The sequence below is a fragment of the Emcibacter sp. genome (assembly GCF_048269205.1).
Classification (GTDB): Bacteria; Pseudomonadota; Alphaproteobacteria; order Sphingomonadales; family Emcibacteraceae; genus Emcibacter.
Genome location: NZ_JBLXJC010000001.1, coordinates 248,241 through 263,525, shown reverse-complemented (window position 1 = coordinate 263,525; position 15,285 = coordinate 248,241). Strand labels below are relative to the sequence as shown.

Annotated in this window: 12 protein-coding genes; 8 read left to right on the top strand and 4 right to left on the bottom strand. The window is 57.3% G+C overall.

The annotated features are described in order from the left end of the window. Positions 1-59: 59 nt before the first annotated feature. On the bottom strand, positions 60-452 hold the full coding sequence (locus ACN0YD_RS01245) for an RNA-binding S4 domain-containing protein (protein WP_417316821.1): 393 nt from the start codon (positions 450-452) through the stop codon (positions 60-62). Continuing rightward, entirely contained in the window at positions 449-3,571 is a 3,123-nt protein-coding gene (locus ACN0YD_RS01240) for a helicase-related protein (RefSeq protein WP_417316820.1), read from the bottom strand. The genes ACN0YD_RS01245 and ACN0YD_RS01240 overlap by 4 nt, the downstream gene beginning before the upstream one ends. 192 nt (positions 3,572-3,763) lie before the next feature. Between ACN0YD_RS01240 and ACN0YD_RS01235 the strand changes: the two genes are divergently transcribed. From ACN0YD_RS01235 to ACN0YD_RS01210, 6 genes are all read left to right on the top strand, one after another. Beyond that, complete coding sequence (locus ACN0YD_RS01235) at positions 3,764-5,065, top strand: NTP/NDP exchange transporter (RefSeq protein ID WP_417316819.1); 1,302 nt, start codon at positions 3,764-3,766, stop codon at positions 5,063-5,065. After that, positions 5,062-6,006 carry an aldo/keto reductase gene (locus tag ACN0YD_RS01230; protein ID WP_417316818.1) on the top strand — a complete coding sequence of 315 codons (945 nt, stop codon included), beginning with the start codon at positions 5,062-5,064 and terminating at the stop codon, positions 6,004-6,006. The genes ACN0YD_RS01235 and ACN0YD_RS01230 overlap by 4 nt, the downstream gene beginning before the upstream one ends. An 83-nt stretch (positions 6,007-6,089) precedes the next feature. Further along, a complete protein-coding gene (locus tag ACN0YD_RS01225) occupies positions 6,090-6,539 on the top strand; it encodes an Lrp/AsnC family transcriptional regulator (RefSeq protein WP_417316817.1) in 450 nt (149 codons plus the stop codon). Between the two features lie 117 nt (positions 6,540-6,656). Continuing rightward, positions 6,657-8,336, top strand: coding sequence for a thiamine pyrophosphate-binding protein (locus ACN0YD_RS01220; protein WP_417316816.1), 1,680 nt, complete (start codon positions 6,657-6,659; stop codon positions 8,334-8,336). A 16-nt stretch (positions 8,337-8,352) separates the two neighbouring features. Further along, positions 8,353-9,858 (top strand): aldehyde dehydrogenase family protein, encoded by a 1,506-nt coding sequence (locus ACN0YD_RS01215; RefSeq protein WP_417316815.1) that lies wholly within the window; start codon positions 8,353-8,355, stop codon positions 9,856-9,858. Positions 9,859-9,948: 90 nt separating this feature from the next. Further along, positions 9,949-10,680, top strand: a complete 732-nt coding sequence (locus tag ACN0YD_RS01210) for a sirohydrochlorin chelatase (RefSeq protein ID WP_417316814.1) — start codon at positions 9,949-9,951, stop codon at positions 10,678-10,680. A gap of 3 nt (positions 10,681-10,683) precedes the next feature. On the opposite strand, the gene ACN0YD_RS01205 is transcribed toward ACN0YD_RS01210, so the two are convergent. Further along, positions 10,684-11,595: an SDR family NAD(P)-dependent oxidoreductase gene (locus tag ACN0YD_RS01205; RefSeq protein ID WP_417316813.1), complete on the bottom strand. Its 912-nt coding sequence runs from the start codon at positions 11,593-11,595 to the stop codon at positions 10,684-10,686. Between the two features lie 180 nt (positions 11,596-11,775). On the opposite strand from ACN0YD_RS01205, the gene ACN0YD_RS01200 reads away from it, so the two are divergent. Together ACN0YD_RS01200 and feoB are read left to right on the top strand one after the other, a co-directional pair. Further along, positions 11,776-12,069 (top strand): FeoA family protein, encoded by a 294-nt coding sequence (locus tag ACN0YD_RS01200; RefSeq protein WP_417316812.1) that lies wholly within the window; start codon positions 11,776-11,778, stop codon positions 12,067-12,069. Continuing rightward, on the top strand, positions 12,066-13,919 hold the full coding sequence (gene feoB / locus ACN0YD_RS01195; protein WP_417316811.1) for a ferrous iron transport protein B: 1,854 nt from the start codon (positions 12,066-12,068) through the stop codon (positions 13,917-13,919). The genes ACN0YD_RS01200 and feoB overlap by 4 nt, the downstream gene beginning before the upstream one ends. Before the next feature lie 15 nt (positions 13,920-13,934). Here feoB and ACN0YD_RS01190 read toward each other — a convergent pair whose 3' ends face one another. Further along, positions 13,935-15,215 carry an MFS transporter gene (locus ACN0YD_RS01190; protein ID WP_417316810.1) on the bottom strand — a complete coding sequence of 427 codons (1,281 nt, stop codon included), beginning with the start codon at positions 15,213-15,215 and terminating at the stop codon, positions 13,935-13,937. Positions 15,216-15,285 lie beyond the last annotated feature (70 nt).

Here is a 15,285-nt window from a genome sequence, read left to right as displayed (position 1 = left end):
CTAGCTCCTGCCGGTTAAAGGAGATTTAAGGAAAGATCATATTCTACGGGTTAACTGAATTACCGGTTCCGAAGGCGGTCAAGGGCCCGGCGTTCAACCTTGGTGGGCCGTCCGCTGCCGGCCTCGCGCACCGCAACCGGCGAGGTACGCTCCTTTTTGAGGCGGGGCGGGCTCAGGTCTTCATAAAGTTTCTGCGCCTCCGCCGCAGGCCCCCGGCGTTCGGCAAAATCAAGGATACGGGCGATGCGCACGTGATCACCCTGAGGAAAAGTCAGCACATCCTCGAGCCCCACAGTCACGCTGGCCTTGCGGATGATTTGACCGTTCAGGCGCACCTTTCCGGCACGGCAGACCTTGCTTGCCAGCGACCGGGTCTTGAAGAAACGGGCATGCCAGAGCCACAGGTCAATGCGCCGGGTTGCGCCAGTCTGTGTCTCCGGCTTGTCGGTCATTTCTTTTTAGCGAGACTCTTCTTGAGGTCAGCCAGAGCTGCAAAGGGAGAGTCAGGGTCAATAGCGGCAGGTTTTTTCCTTGGTCCAGAGGCGCTCATCACCTTGGGCCCCTTCGGACCACCGGCGCGCCCCGGTTTGCCGCCATGATTGCGGCCGCCTTTGGCACCTCTGGGACCCTGGCCCTTCGCCCCTGGCCCTTTGCGCTCTCCGCCACCTTCGCGATGACGTTCACGGTGACGTTCACGGCGCGGCCCCCCCTTGGCCACTTCGGGCTGGTGAATGAAATAGATATATTTCTCGGGCTCCGCGGGTGTATCTGCCGCAACCTCTGCACCGGCAACATCACCTTTCGGGGTCTCCGCAGCCTGTTCAGCAGAAGCCGCCTCAGGTGCCGCTTTTTCTTCCCGGTCCCCGGTCTGCTTCTCCCGAATTTCCTCTTCTTCTGCTGCAGGCACCTCGACGGCCGGCTCCCCGGCAGGGGCTTCTTCCGCGGTTGCCTCGGTTTTCTCTTCAGCGGCCTCCGGGGCTTTCGTTCCATCCTCTTTCGTTCCGGCCTCTTCCGTTTCAGGCGCCGTCTCGGCAGGCTTTTCGGCTTTCGCCGCCAGTTCGGCAAATTCCTGCGCCTGGCGTTTACGTTCGATTTCCGCAGCGGCTTCCGGACTGAACTCCTTCATCACATAGCCAAGGTATTTCATGATTTCCTCGAAATCCTCGCCGCTGACACCGACCAGACTCATCAGGTCAGGATTGGGCAGGAACGGTCCCTTCATGGAAACTTCACGGGCCGCATTGGCCAGACGCTCCAGCATATCCAGCCGCACGGCATTCTTGCCGGTCACCCGGTAGCCGGAGACTTCGTAGAAGGTCCGCGGCGCGTTCTGGTCGATCTTGATGGTACACAGCCCGGCCGGCGGCATTTCCGGCAGACTGTCCATGTCATTGAACAGGGCCCAGAGGAACAGGCGCAACTGGGCCGGGGCCGGCTTGAGAACTGCGGGGATATACAGGCTTGCCGCCCCCAGCCAAACACCAAGTTTCTTGATCCGGAAACGGCCATCCCGATCCACCTGCCTGAAATCACGGGCAATCAGCCGGCGCGGAATGGTGCCCAGCTTTTCCACCATCTGGAAGGCAATGCCCCGGGCCAGACCGTCAATCACGGGATTTCCCTCGTCATCGGTCGCACCGTCCACAGCCTCTTTCAATACGAACAGCGGTGCCAGCACTTCTTCCACATGACTTCTGAGCCAGCGATCGGCAGCCTGCTGCACCAGGGTCAGACTGTCACCCTGCAGGACCGGTGTCGGAATGACGGAGACCTTGGGGGACAGAACGTCCGGTCCCTTCACGACCCGGGCAATGGGCACACCGCGCCAGTTAATGGTGCTCTGGGTCAGGGGATTGCCGAACACCAGGGACAGTTCACCTTCTCCGGCCTCATTCAGTTCCTGCGCACGCTTGGCAATTTCCTCGGCCAATACCTTGTCTGCCGCATGACGCAATGTCTTGCTGTCCTCCCCGTATGCTCCCGGATCCTCGCGGAACTGGAAACCTTCCAGGGTGCCGATAAAATGGCTTTCCACAAACACATTGCCGTCCGTATCAATATTGGCCATTAATTTTCCTTTTTGGCGTAACTCTCTCATCAGGACCGACGTGCGCCGGTCCACAAATCTTTGTGTCAGGCGTTCATGTAGCGCATCTGACAGCCTGTCTTCAATATCTCTTGTCACATCCTGCCAGTGTTTCACCCGGTCAAGCCACGCCGACCGGTGGGAAATATACGTCCAGGTGCGAATATGTGCAATACGTGCTGACAGGGTATCTATCCCCCCGTCCGTGCGGTTGAGTCGCTCCACCTGCGTCGCCATCCATTGATGGTCGATGACCCCGTGATCCGAGGAAATCTGCCGAAAAATCTGTCCGGCGAGCTTGATATGCTCGTCATCGGAAGTTTTGCGGAAGTCGGGAATCTGACAGATTTCCCAGAGCAGCTTGAGGGAGGCAGGTCCCGCTGCAAGGGCACGAATATCCTCCTGCCCGGCAAGGCGGCGCAGGGTGGCCAAATCGATATTTTCCAGCGTCCGGGTCAGGCCTTTTCGCCCCGGCGATGCCTCCAGAGAGCGAATCAGGGCGCCCGGGCCGGAAAAATCCAGCAGGCTGTTGCGCCATTGAAGGACAATTTCCGGGGCAAATTCGTGTGCTTCAATGGCCCTGATCACCTCTTCGCTGAGACCGCGTTCATAATCCGCCCCTTCGGTCAGCACCCCGAAGGTGCCGTTATTCATATGCCGGCCCGCCCGGCCGGCAATCTGGCCGAGCTCCGCCGGGGTCAGATCGCGCATCCGGCGACCGTCAAATTTACTGGTTGAGGCGAAACAGACATGGTCGATATCCATATTCAACCCCATGCCGATGGCGTCTGTCGCCACCAGATAGTCCACATCGCCATTCTGATAGAGCTCCACCTGGGCGTTGCGGGTCCGCGGGCTCAAGGCCCCCATGACCACGGCAGCGCCGCCTTTCTGCCGACGGATCATTTCCGCATAGCCGTAAACGCTTTCCGCACTGAAGGCCACCAGGGCAGAGCGGCGCGGCAGGCGCGACAGCTTTTTCGGGATTACATAGGACAGGGTGGAAAAACGACGTCGGGTGATAAATTCCACATCGGGCACCAGATGACGGATCAGTCCGGCCATGGTGGCCGAGCCAAGGAACATTGTCTCCTCCCGTCCCCGGGCGCGCAGCAGCCGGTCGGTAAAAATATGCCCCCGGTCCATGTCCGCCGCCAGCTGGATTTCATCGACCGCCAGGAAAGCGACCTCTATCTCCAGGGGCATGCTTTCCACGGTGCAGACATACCAGCGGGGATTTTTCGGAATGATTTTTTCTTCACCGGTGATCAGGGCGACGGCATTCCTGCCGGACGGATTCTGGGGCGACTTTACAATACGGTCATAAATTTCCCGCGCGAGAAGGCGCAACGGCAGGCCGATCATGCCGGTGCTATGGCCCAGCATGCGCTCTACCGCAAGATGGGTCTTCCCCGTATTGGTCGGGCCCAGCACCGCCTTCACATGGCTGCGGCTGTCAACGGCCCGATTGGATAAGTTTTTCATGACCGGCGCTTGTAACATTTAATCCAGACGGGGTCTTTAATAAAAATACCTCTCCCAGATAGTGCCGCGCCTCTCAATGTAAAGGGGATGCCGGCCACGGGGGGAAGAATTGCCTGATATGACTCGTCAGCAAGACGGAAGTTATGCCATACTCATAACCAGAGAAGAAAACGCTCAAATCACGGAATGGGGATGGAAGTTTCAGGGGAAAAAGAACAGACAAAGCTTATTCCGGTACTCAACATCCGGGACGGGGAACTGCCGGCCGTGTTGCTGGCCTTCGGCTATTTCTTTTGCCTGCTGTGCAGCTATTACATCCTGCGCCCCATGCGCGATGAAATGGCCATTGCCAGTGGTGTGGAGAATATGCAGTGGCTGTTTACGGGTACATTCTTTGCCATGCTGGCTGTTACCCCCCTGTTCGGCTTCCTGGCGAGCCGCTTCCTGCGCAAACAGATCATCCCCTTCACCTATGGCTTTTTCCTGATCAATATCATCATCTTTTATGTCCTGTTCCGGGCTGACCTCACCAGCCCCTGGATCGCCCGGGGCTTTTTCTGGTGGGTGTCGGTGTTCAACTTTTTCGTGGTCAGTGTATTCTGGGCCTATATGTCCGATATCTTTTCGCCCGGACAGGGCAAGCGCCTGTTCGGCATTATTGCCGCCGGCGGCAGTGTCGGCGCCATCACCGGACCATTGCTGACCCAGTCGCTGGTAACCGAACTGGGGACGGCCAACCTGCTGCTGGTGTCTGCCGCCTTTCTCTTTCTGGCGCTTGTCTGCATGCTGGCCTTGTTGAAGCACGAACGTGACACGCAGGAATTCCATACCTCGAAAGCGGATGAGAAACTGGGCGGCAGCTGGCTTGAGGGTTTTCTGGCCATTTTCCGCTCACGCTATATGGCCGGGATCGCCGCCTGGATCATGATTTCGACCCTGGCCGCCACCTTTCTCTATTTCCAGCAGGCGGAAATTATCCGTGATGCCTTTGATAGCCCGGAAGAACGTATCCGCATGTTCGCCCGCATTGATCTGGCGGTGAACGGCCTGACATTGCTGACCCAGATCTTCATTGTCGGTCGACTGATGGGCCGCTTCGGGGTCAGCGTGACACTGGCCCTGTTTCCGCTTGTCACCCTGGCCGGTTTCGCCGCTCTGGCCATTGCCCCGGTCCTGCTGGTTGTCGTAGCGTTCCAGGCCACACAAAGAGCGGTCAATTTCGCCGTCGCCCAGCCCAGCTACCGGGTTCTTTATACGACTGTCAGTGACGCGGAAAAATACAAGGCCCAACCTTTCATCGATACGGTCGGGGTCCGGGGCGGCGATGCGGCCAGCGGCTGGGTCTATGCCACCCTTGCCCAAACCTTCGGATGGGGAATGCAGCCCCTGGCCCTGTTCATCCTGCCACTGGCGGGACTGTGGGCTTTTCTCAGCTATCGGCTCGGCCGAATTCATCAACAGAAATTGCAGAATAGAGAGGAGACTTCATCATGACGGAATTAACCCGTAAGGAGTTCATCAAACTCACCGGCGCCGCCGGCCTGACGCTGGCCAGTGGAGTGGCCGGTGGACTGGCGACCCCGGCGCTTGCCGACACTTTCATCACCAAAATGGTCAAGAAACCAATTCCCTCTAACGGCGAACTTCTACCCGTGGTGGGCTTCGGCACCTCCCAGGTCTTTAACGTGGGAAACAGCGAAGAAGAACGCGCCCCGCTGCTGGAAACCCTGAAGATTCTTTATGACGCCGGCGGGTCCGTGATCGATACCGCCCCCATGTACGGTCCTGCCGAGGCTGTGGTCGGCGATCTGGTCGCCCGGCTGAACAGCCGCAACAAAAGCTTTATCGCCACCAAGGTGCTGCAGACCGGCAAGCAGAACGGCATTGATCAGATGCAGTCCTCCTTCCGCAAGCTGAAGACCAGTCACGTGGACCTGATGCAGGTGCATAACCTGGTCGACTGGCAAACCCAGCTCGGCACCCTCCGGGAAATGAAACAGGATAAAAAGATCCGCTTTCTCGGCATTACCCATTACACCGACAGCGGCACCGAAGAACTGATCAAAATCATGAAACAGGAACCGCTTGATTTCGTCCAGTGCCAATATGCCATGAACGCACGGCTGGTCGAGGAAGAGCTGCTGCCGCTGGCGCAGGAGAAGGGCATTGCCATCCTGGTCAACCGGCCCTTTGGCCGCGGCGCCCTGTTCAGCAAGGTAAAAGGCCGGGAGCTGCCCGCCTGGGCGGAAGAATACGGCATCCAGAGCTGGGCCCAGTATTTCCTGAAATATCTGCTTGGCCACCCGGCCGTGACCTGCGTCATCCCCGGCACCGGCCGACCGGACTATGCCCGTGACAATGTGATGGCCGGCATGAGCCCGCTGCCGGAGGAAAAGACGCGGAAAATGATGCTCGACCATCTGGAAAGCCTTTGATCTCGCTCTTGATAAAGAATTATTATGAACAATTGTATTTTTCATGGTACAGTTGTTCATAATTTATAGAACAAGAGGATGATATGCAGCTACAAGGCAATGAAAAGAAGCTTTTGGACCTTCTTAGGATCAACAGCCGCCTGAGTGCGGCCGAGCTGGGCCGAAAGCTGGGGCTGGCGCGCTCCACCATCCATATGATGCTGCAAAAACTGGAAGAAAAGGTGATCGACAGCTATACGGTCACCCTGAAACCGGAGGCAGAATCTGAAAACGGCAACATCCGCTGCTATGTGATGATTACCCGCGATCCGAAAAAGACCCTGGAAATCGAGCAGGCGCTAGAAAAAATGCCCGAAGTCGCCTGCCTCAGCACCGTGGCCGGCAGTTTCGACTTCATTGCCCTGATTCATGCGGACAGCCACCCGCACCTGGACGAAATCCTGACCAAGATCGCCATGATGCCGGGTATCCTCAAGACCGAAACCCACATCATCCTGTCACCAAAGTTCGACAGACGCTCCTGCATTATCTAGGCTATACGTCTTTTTACTTTTTATTTTGTTCATTATTATTTGTAATTGTTCTGTTATTGATATATTTTGTTCATTAATTAGCATAAAGACCTGAATTTCATATGACTGGTATTTGAAATGACAAAAAACACCCAGGCAGCGCAGAGTCTAGTCGAATGTTTGGTCGCCAACGGCGCGGATACAGCCTTCTGTGTACCAGGTGAAAGTTACCTGGCCGTCCTTGACGCCCTCTATGATGTGCGCGAGAAAATCAAGCTGATCACCTGCCGCCAGGAAGGCGGCACCTCAACCATGGCCGAAGCCTACGGCAAACTGACAGGCCGTCCGGGCATCTGTTTTGTGACCCGCGGTCCGGGGGCGACAAATGCCAGTATCGGCGTGCATACCGCCTTCCAGGATTCTTCCCCCATGATCATGTTCATTGGCCAGGTGGCCCGGGATCAATATGACCGGGAAGCCTTCCAGGAGGTGGATTACCGACAGATGTTCGGCCCGCTTGCCAAATGGGTCGCCGAAATCCGCGAAGCCGATCGTATTCCCGAATATGTGAACCGCGCTTTCCATGTGGCCCAGTCCGGCCGTCCCGGTCCGGTCGTGCTTGCCCTGCCAGAGGATATGCTGGTCGAGGCCCTGCCCGCAAACCATGTCACTCCGCTTCCGGCCACCCCGCCGAAAGCCGCGCCTGACCAGACCACCCTGGACAAGCTGGCCGAAGAGCTGGCCAGGGCCGAACGTCCGGTAATGATCCTCGGCGGTCAAGGCTGGACCAGCGAGGCAGTGAAAGATATTCAGCAGTTTGCCGAAAAACACAACCTGCCGACCGGCTGTGCCTTCCGTTTCCAGGACCTGTTTGACAATAATCACCCCAATTATATGGGCGATGTGGGAATCGGCATTAACCCGAAACTGTTTAAACGCGTCCAGGATGCCGACCTGATCCTCAATGTGGGCGCCCGTCTCGGGGAAATGACCAGCAGCGGGTACAGCCTTCTGGACATCCCCTTCCCGAAACAGAAACTGGTCATGGTCCATACCGGTGCGGAAGAAACCGGCCATGTTTACCGGGCTCACTTAAGCTTCACCTGCTCGCTGCCGGAAATGGCAAGGGCCCTGAAGAAATTGCCCGCAGAAAACACCGGCCGGCGCACTGAATATGTCGCCGATGCCCGGGCAGACTATGAAAGCTGGAACAATCCGCTGGGCGACCTGAAAGGCAGCAAAACCGGCGATGTACACCTGGGCGAGATTTACAGCTATCTCAACAAGGCCATGCCGAAGGACGCCATTCTTACCAATGGCGCCGGCAACTATGCCATCTGGCTGCATCGCTTTTTCCGCTATTCCACTTTCCGGAGCCAGCTTGCCCCCACAAGCGGCGCCATGGGATATGCCCTGCCGGCGGCCCTTGCCGCCAAGATCACCGCACCCGACAGGCCGGTGGTCTGTTTTACCGGTGACGGTGATTTCATGATGACCTGCCAGGAACTGGCCACAGCGGCCCATCATAATGTTCCCGTCACCATTCTGCTGTTTAATAACGGCATGTATGGTACCATACGCATGCATCAGGAAAGGACCTATCCGGACCGGGTATCCGCCACGGCGCTCACCAACCCGGATTTCGCCGCGCTGGCCCAGGCCTATGGCCTGAACGGCGTAAAGGTGACCAAAACCTCAGAGTTTGCCCCCGCCTTCGAAACGGCCCTCGGGGCGGACAAAACCACAGTGATCGAAATTATTGTCGATCCCCAGGCCCTGACACCGGCGGCCACACTGGACGACATCAGAAAGAAATAATCGCGAGGGATATGATATGAATAAAGAAGAAATTTTCAAAAGCCTGAACCTGACGGATGCCGAACTCAAGGGCGGCTCTCTCTATGTGAACAGCCCGGGTGACGGCAGCCTGATCGGCCACATCCATATGGACGATGTGGAAGATACGGACCGCAAGATCCATGACAGCGTCCGCGCCTTCAAGGAATGGCGCACCGTGCCGGCCCCGAAACGCGGTGAACTGATCCGTATTTTTGGCAACATCCTGCGCGAAAAGAAAGAAGCGCTGGGTGCACTGGTGACCCTGGAATGCGGCAAGATCTATCAGGAAGGCCTGGGCGAAGTTCAGGAAATGATCGACATCTGTGACTTTGCTGTTGGCCTGAGCCGTCAGCTTTACGGCCTGACCATCGCCTCCGAGCGTCCCGGTCACAAGATGCGCGAATACTGGCAGCCGCTTGGCCCTGTAGGCATCATCAGCGCCTTTAACTTCCCCGTGGCCGTCTGGGCCTGGAATGCAGCCCTGGCCGTTGTCTGCGGCAACAGCGTGATCTGGAAACCGTCCGAGAAAACACCTGTGACAGCCATTGCCACTTACAAACTGTTCGAGCGCGCAATCGCCGAATTCGGTGAAGCGCCGGAAGGCCTGAGCCAGCTTATTATCGGCGAGCGCAATATCGGCGAAGAACTGGTCAACGACCACCGCGTTCCCCTGATCAGCGCCACCGGCAGCTGTCGCATGGGCCGGGAAGTGGGCCAGAAAGTGGCCGCCCGTTTCGGCAAAAGCATTCTGGAACTTGGCGGCAACAACGCCATAATCGTTACCCCCAATGCCGATCTGGACCTGGCCTTCCAGGGCATCCTGTTCGGCGCCGTGGGCACCTGTGGCCAGCGTTGCACCACCACCCGTCGCCTGTTCGTCCATGCGGACGTCTATGATGCGCTGGTGCCGCGCCTGAAGAAAGCCTATTCCGGCCTTTCCATTGGTAATCCGCTGGACGAGAACACCCTGGTCGGTCCGCTGATCGACGGCGATTCATTCGACAATATGCAGAAAGCCCTGGACAAGGCGGCCAAAGAAGGCGGTGAAATCTTCGGTGGGAAACGCGCCCTGCAAGACCTGTATCCCGATGCCCATTACGTACATCCCGCCATTGTGGAAATGCCCGACAGCGTCGACAATGTGCGCGAGGAGACCTTCGCCCCGATCCTCTATATTTTCAAATATACCGATCTGGAAGAAGCCATCGCCCGCCAGAATGACGTGCCCCAGGGCCTGAGCTCCGCCATCTTCACCCGTGATGTGATTGAGGCCGAAACCTTCACTTCCGAGGCCGGCAGCGACTGCGGTATCGCCAATGTCAATATCGGCACCAGTGGTGCTGAAATCGGCGGCGCCTTTGGCGGTGAGAAAGAAACCGGCGGCGGCCGTGAAAGCGGCTCCGACGCCTGGAGAGGGTACATGCGCCGCATGACCAGCACGCTGAACTACTCCAGGGAACTGCCGCTGGCCCAAGGCATCAAGTTCGGGGCGGACGACTAGGTTATTCAAATATAGCTTTGCAAAGGGCAGACCGGTGCGGCCTGCCTTTTTTATAGTGACGGCAGTTTCGTCATCCCCTATCCTTCCTGCATGATAAAAAAACAGGGCATATTGCTGGTCAGTCACGGCAGCCGGTCGCCCCGTCCAGCCGCGGAAAAGGCGGCTTTGGCGGACAGGCTGCGCGTGCTCTATCCCCATGTGATGGTTAGCACCGCTTTTCTGGAACTGGCGGAGCCTTCTATCACCCAGGTCCTGCTGCAGATGGAGGAAGAGCGCATCCAGGAGCTATTGGTGCTGCCGCTGATGCTGTTCCCGGCCATGCATGTGAGTGAGGATATTCCCGAGATCCTGAGGAATTACACCCTTTCCGGCAGCAGCATGAAAATTCATTATGGAAGTGAGACAGGGGCAAGCAACCGGATTATCGAGGCCGCCGCCCAGGCGGTGCGCCAATCCGGCGGGGATAAGGCCGAGGGACTGATCCTTCTGGTCAAGGGCTCCTCCAACCCGGCCGTGGCGGAGCGGGGGCAGGAGGTTCTTTCAGGTCTGCTGGAGAGGCTGGAAATTCCCGCAGGGAGCCTGTGTTTCACAGGGGAGAAAAAACCGGGGCTTGAAGAGGCGCTCAACGAGATGGCCGACCAGGGCATAACCCGACTTGCGGTCAGCCCCTTCTTTCTCTTTTCAGGCCGGCTGCTGGACCGGGCGGAAAAGACCGTGGCGGACTTTATCGCCACACAGCCTGGGGTAAAGGTGACCACCGCACCGATATTATATGATCAGCCGGGCGTGCTGGCCGCCCTGGCCGATCAGATTTCTTTTTAAAGGTTACTTCTGTTTGGCGGCAAAAACCGCGCCCAACACCTTCTGGGTATGGTCACTGCCGCTGCCCAGCGGTTGGGCCGTACTCATATCGGAAATTTTATCCCAGTTTTCGAGGATTTGCTCCGCCGTCGGCGTATCGCCCAGATAGACGCTGTCGGTTTCCACGACGACACTGCGGGAGAAAGTCCCCGCCCCGGCAGAAATAATCTCCCCGGTCGGCGCACCTTCAGCGGCCATGAACACCACGGCCGGGGACACCAGTTCCGGTTTCAGCAGGGAGAGCATTTCTTCGGGAATAATGGATTCGGTCATGCGGGTCGCCGCCACCGGCAACAGGGCATTCACCTTGATGCCGAACTTGGCCGTCTCCAGCTTCATGCTGTTCATGAAACCGCTGAGCGCCGCCTTGGCCGCGCCGTAATTGCTCTGGCCGAAATTCCCGTACATGCCGCTGGAGGAAGTGGTGACGATGATGCGGCCGTAATCCTGTTCCTGCATCACCGGCAGAGCCGCCTTTGTGGCGTTGACCGACCCGATCAGATGCACGTCCACCACCATTTTGAAATCGGCCATATCCATCTTGGCAAAGGTCTTGTCACGCAGAATCCCCGCATTATTGACCAGAATATCCAGACGACCGAATTCAGTGACGGTCTTTTCCACCATGTCCTGCATGTCTTCCAGAGAAGTCACATTGCCGCCGTGGGCCATCGCCTTGCCGCCCTTGTCCATGATTTCCTGCACAACTTTCTGGGCGGCAGAAACGGAAGCGCCTTCGCCGTGCACATCGCCGCCAAGGTCATTGATCACCACCGCGCAGCCCCGTTCCGCCAGAGCCAGTGCATGACAGCGTCCAAGTCCGCCACCGGCGCCGGTTACCACGGCCACCCGGCCGGAAAAGTCAAAGGACATCATTCTTTCTCCAGTTTAAAGTCATACGATCGTTTTAATTTCTGTAAGTTTTTACTCTATTGATCGATGAATGAGAAGAACATTTCCCGTAAAATTTGTGGATTTTCCTGTATTAGCATTTCCAAAGCCGGGTTTTTCGTCTATAGAGTTTTTGAGAATGATTATGAGAACCACTGTTTTGTAATGAAATATCTTAGCGACCTGCATATCGGCGACAAAGCCGTCATCTCCGGATTTGATACATCCCGCTGTACGGACAAGGATTTTGCCCGTGACCTGGAAGAACGCCTGCTTGAAATCGGTTTCGAGGAAGACCTGCCGGTGGAGGTCCTCCATGAAGGCCTGATCGGCCGCGATCCACTTGCCGTCCAGGTGGGCAACGCCACTATCGCCCTGAGACGCATGGAGGCGGATGTTGTGAAAATCCGTGATATTCAGTTCAGGAACGACAGTGCCCCGGGGGGACAGGCTGCATGAACGATTTTCGTATTGCCCTTGTCGGAACGCCCAACTGCGGGAAAAGTTCCCTGTTCAACATGTTGACCGGCAGCCGTCAGAAGGTAGCCAACTATCCGGGTGTGACCGTGGAAAAACGGACCGGATATTATATCAACAGCACAGGCCGGAATATCGGGCTGATTGACCTGCCCGGAATCTACAGCCTCAAGGACAGGACCCTGGACGAAAGAATCAGCCGCCAGGTCATCACCGGCAATCACCCGGACGAGGCACAGCCCGACTTCCTGCTCTGTGTCGCTGACTGCACCAACCTCCGGGTTCACCTTCGCCTTGTTCTGGAAGTAAAGGAACTGGGCCTGCCCGTCATTCTGGTCCTGAACATGCAGGACCTGGCCGAACGGGACGAGATCAGCATCGATGTGGACAAACTGTCCGGCGAGCTTGGCGTTCCGGTTATAACCTCGATCGCCGTGCGCCAGAGCGGCATGGTGGATCTGAAAAAAATTCTCGACCGGGATCTGCGGGAAATGTCCCTGAAACAACCGCCCATCCGGGAGCGGCACAGCACAACCCGGGAGCTGCAGAGACATGCCCGTCAGCTTGCCGAACGGGTTATTGTCTCCGAAGGACGCCAGCATAAAATCACGCGGCAGATCGACCAGGTTGTACTCAACCCCATTGCCGGGCCGGTCATCTTTTTTGCCCTGCTTTTTATCATGTTCCAGGCTGTATTCAGCTGGGCGGAAGCACCGATGGACATGATAGACGGCAGCATAGTCGCCCTGCAGGACCTGGCGGCAGAACATCTGCCGGACAACTGGGTGCGCAGCCTGCTGAATGACGGCATTCTTGCCGGTGTGGGCAGCGTGGTGATCTTCCTGCCGCAGATTCTGGTCCTGTTTGCCTTCATATTGTGCCTGGAGGCAACGGGCTATATGGCCCGGGCCGCCTTTATCATGGACCGGCTCATGGAAAAAGTTGGCCTGAACGGACGCGCCTTTATTCCGCTGCTTTCAAGTTTCGCCTGCGCCATTCCGGGTATCATGGCCACCCGAACCATTGAAAACTCCCGGGACCGGCTGACCACCATCATGATTGCGCCGCTGATGACATGTGCCGCCCGCCTGCCGGTCTATACCCTGATCATCGCCGCTTTCATTCCCAATGAAAAAGTCTGGGGTCCCGTTGGCCTGCAGGGACTGGTAATGTTTATCCTTTATCTGGCCGGTATTGTCAGCGCCCTTATTATAGCCGCCGTGATGAAAAAGACCCTGACAAAAGGGGCCGCCCAGCCGTTCCTGATGGAACTGCCCAAATATCAGATGCCGCTATTGAAAAATATCCTGATCGGCCTTTATGAAAGGGCCCGCATCTTTATGCGCCGGGCCGGCACCATCATCATGAGCACCACCGTCATGCTGTGGTTCCTGGCCAGCTATCCCAAGGCACCCGCCGGCAGTTCCGAACCCGACATCTATTACAGCTTTGCCGGGGTAATCGGTAAATTCCTGGAAAAAATCTTTGCGCCGCTGGGCTTTAACTGGGAAATCTCCATCGCCCTGGTTCCCGGCATGGCCGCCCGGGAAGTGGCCGTGGCCGCACTGGGCACCGTTTATTCCCTGAGCGGGGACGATGAACAGGTCGCGGAAAGCCTTTCAGGACTGTTACAGGGCGCCTGGCCACTGCCCACGGCGCTCGCTTTCCTCACCTGGTACATTTATGCCCCCCAGTGTTTTGCCACCCTGGCCGTGGTGCGCCGGGAAACCAACAGCTGGAAATGGACCCTGTTCTTGGCCGGATATCTGTTCAGCCTGGCCTATTTCATGGCCTGGATCGTCAATGTGACGGCCACAGCCCTGATGGCCTGACCCCTTCCCGAACTTTCAGCGCAGGACGCGGAAAACATAGAGGGCAATTCCCCCGGTCGTCAGACCAAGCACCATGAAAACCCCGGGCACGGACAGGCCGGAAGCCAGAAGCGCCATGGTGGCCAGCGCCCCGCCGACCATAAAAAGGGCGTTACAGATGTTGTTGGCCGCCACCATCCGGGACCGGTGCGCCGGGTCGCTCTTTTCCTGCAAAAGAGCATAGAGCGGCACGATATAAAGACCGCCGAAGATGGAAATCAGAATACAGTCCGCAAAAATACGCCAGTAGCGGGAATCGGCAGCAAACTGCATCACGGTCATCAGTTCAGCCCCGGCCGGCGGTACAAGAGACCGGCAGGCAAGATAAAGATCGATGCAGAACAGCCCCATACCCAGGGCCGCCAACGGTACATAACGGGCCGATACCAGCCCCCGAAGCAGTCTGTGACACAACAGAGCCCCCACCCCGATCCCCACTGAAAAAGCTGCAAGAAACAGGGTGCCTACCTGTTCATCCCCGCCCAGCACATTACGGGTCAGGGCCGGAAACTGGGCCAGCACTGTCGCCCCCAGAAGCCAGAACCAGGAAATACCCATGATGGAATGAAAAACCGGGCCGTTTGTGCGCGCCTGATGCATGATCCGGAAACTTTCCGTCACAATATTGGCATTCAGAACCAGCCCCGGCGATGCCGCACCGGTCGGCGGCATTGTCCGGCTGGCCGCATAACCGGCGAAGGACGTCAGCATAACCAGAAGGGATACGGTCAGGGCACCCTGCTCGCCAAGTATGGCAAGCCCGCCGATAATGGTCCCCAGCAGAATGGCGAGAAATGTGCTCCCTCCGACCAGGGCATTACCGGCAATGAGTTCATCCCCGGCCAGATGATCGGGCAGGATGCCGTATTTGAGCGGCCCGAACAGACTGGACTGCACCCCCATCAGGAACAGGATCAGCATCAGAATATAGAAATGCCCGAGCCAGAATCCCGCCGCGGCCAGTCCCATCAGCAAGATCTCCAGGATCTTCAGCCGCCGGATCAATCCGGTTTTTTCATACTTGTCCGCGACCTGCCCGGCCAGGGCCGAAAACAGGAAAAAGGGCAGGATAAATATACCCTGGGCCGCCGTTACCGCGATGGCCGCATTCATGTTCATCTCCACCGCCAGCCTGTAGGTGATGAGGATGACAAGGGCATTCTTGAAAAGATTATCGTTGAAAGCACCGAGGAACTGGACCAGAAACAGCGGCAGGAACCGGCGAAGCGTCAAAAGATGAAACTGGTTTTTCAGCATTGAGGAATGAACTCCCCCCGTTGTTATAATATTGCTCTTCCTGCTGATACCATATTTTATGGCTTGATAT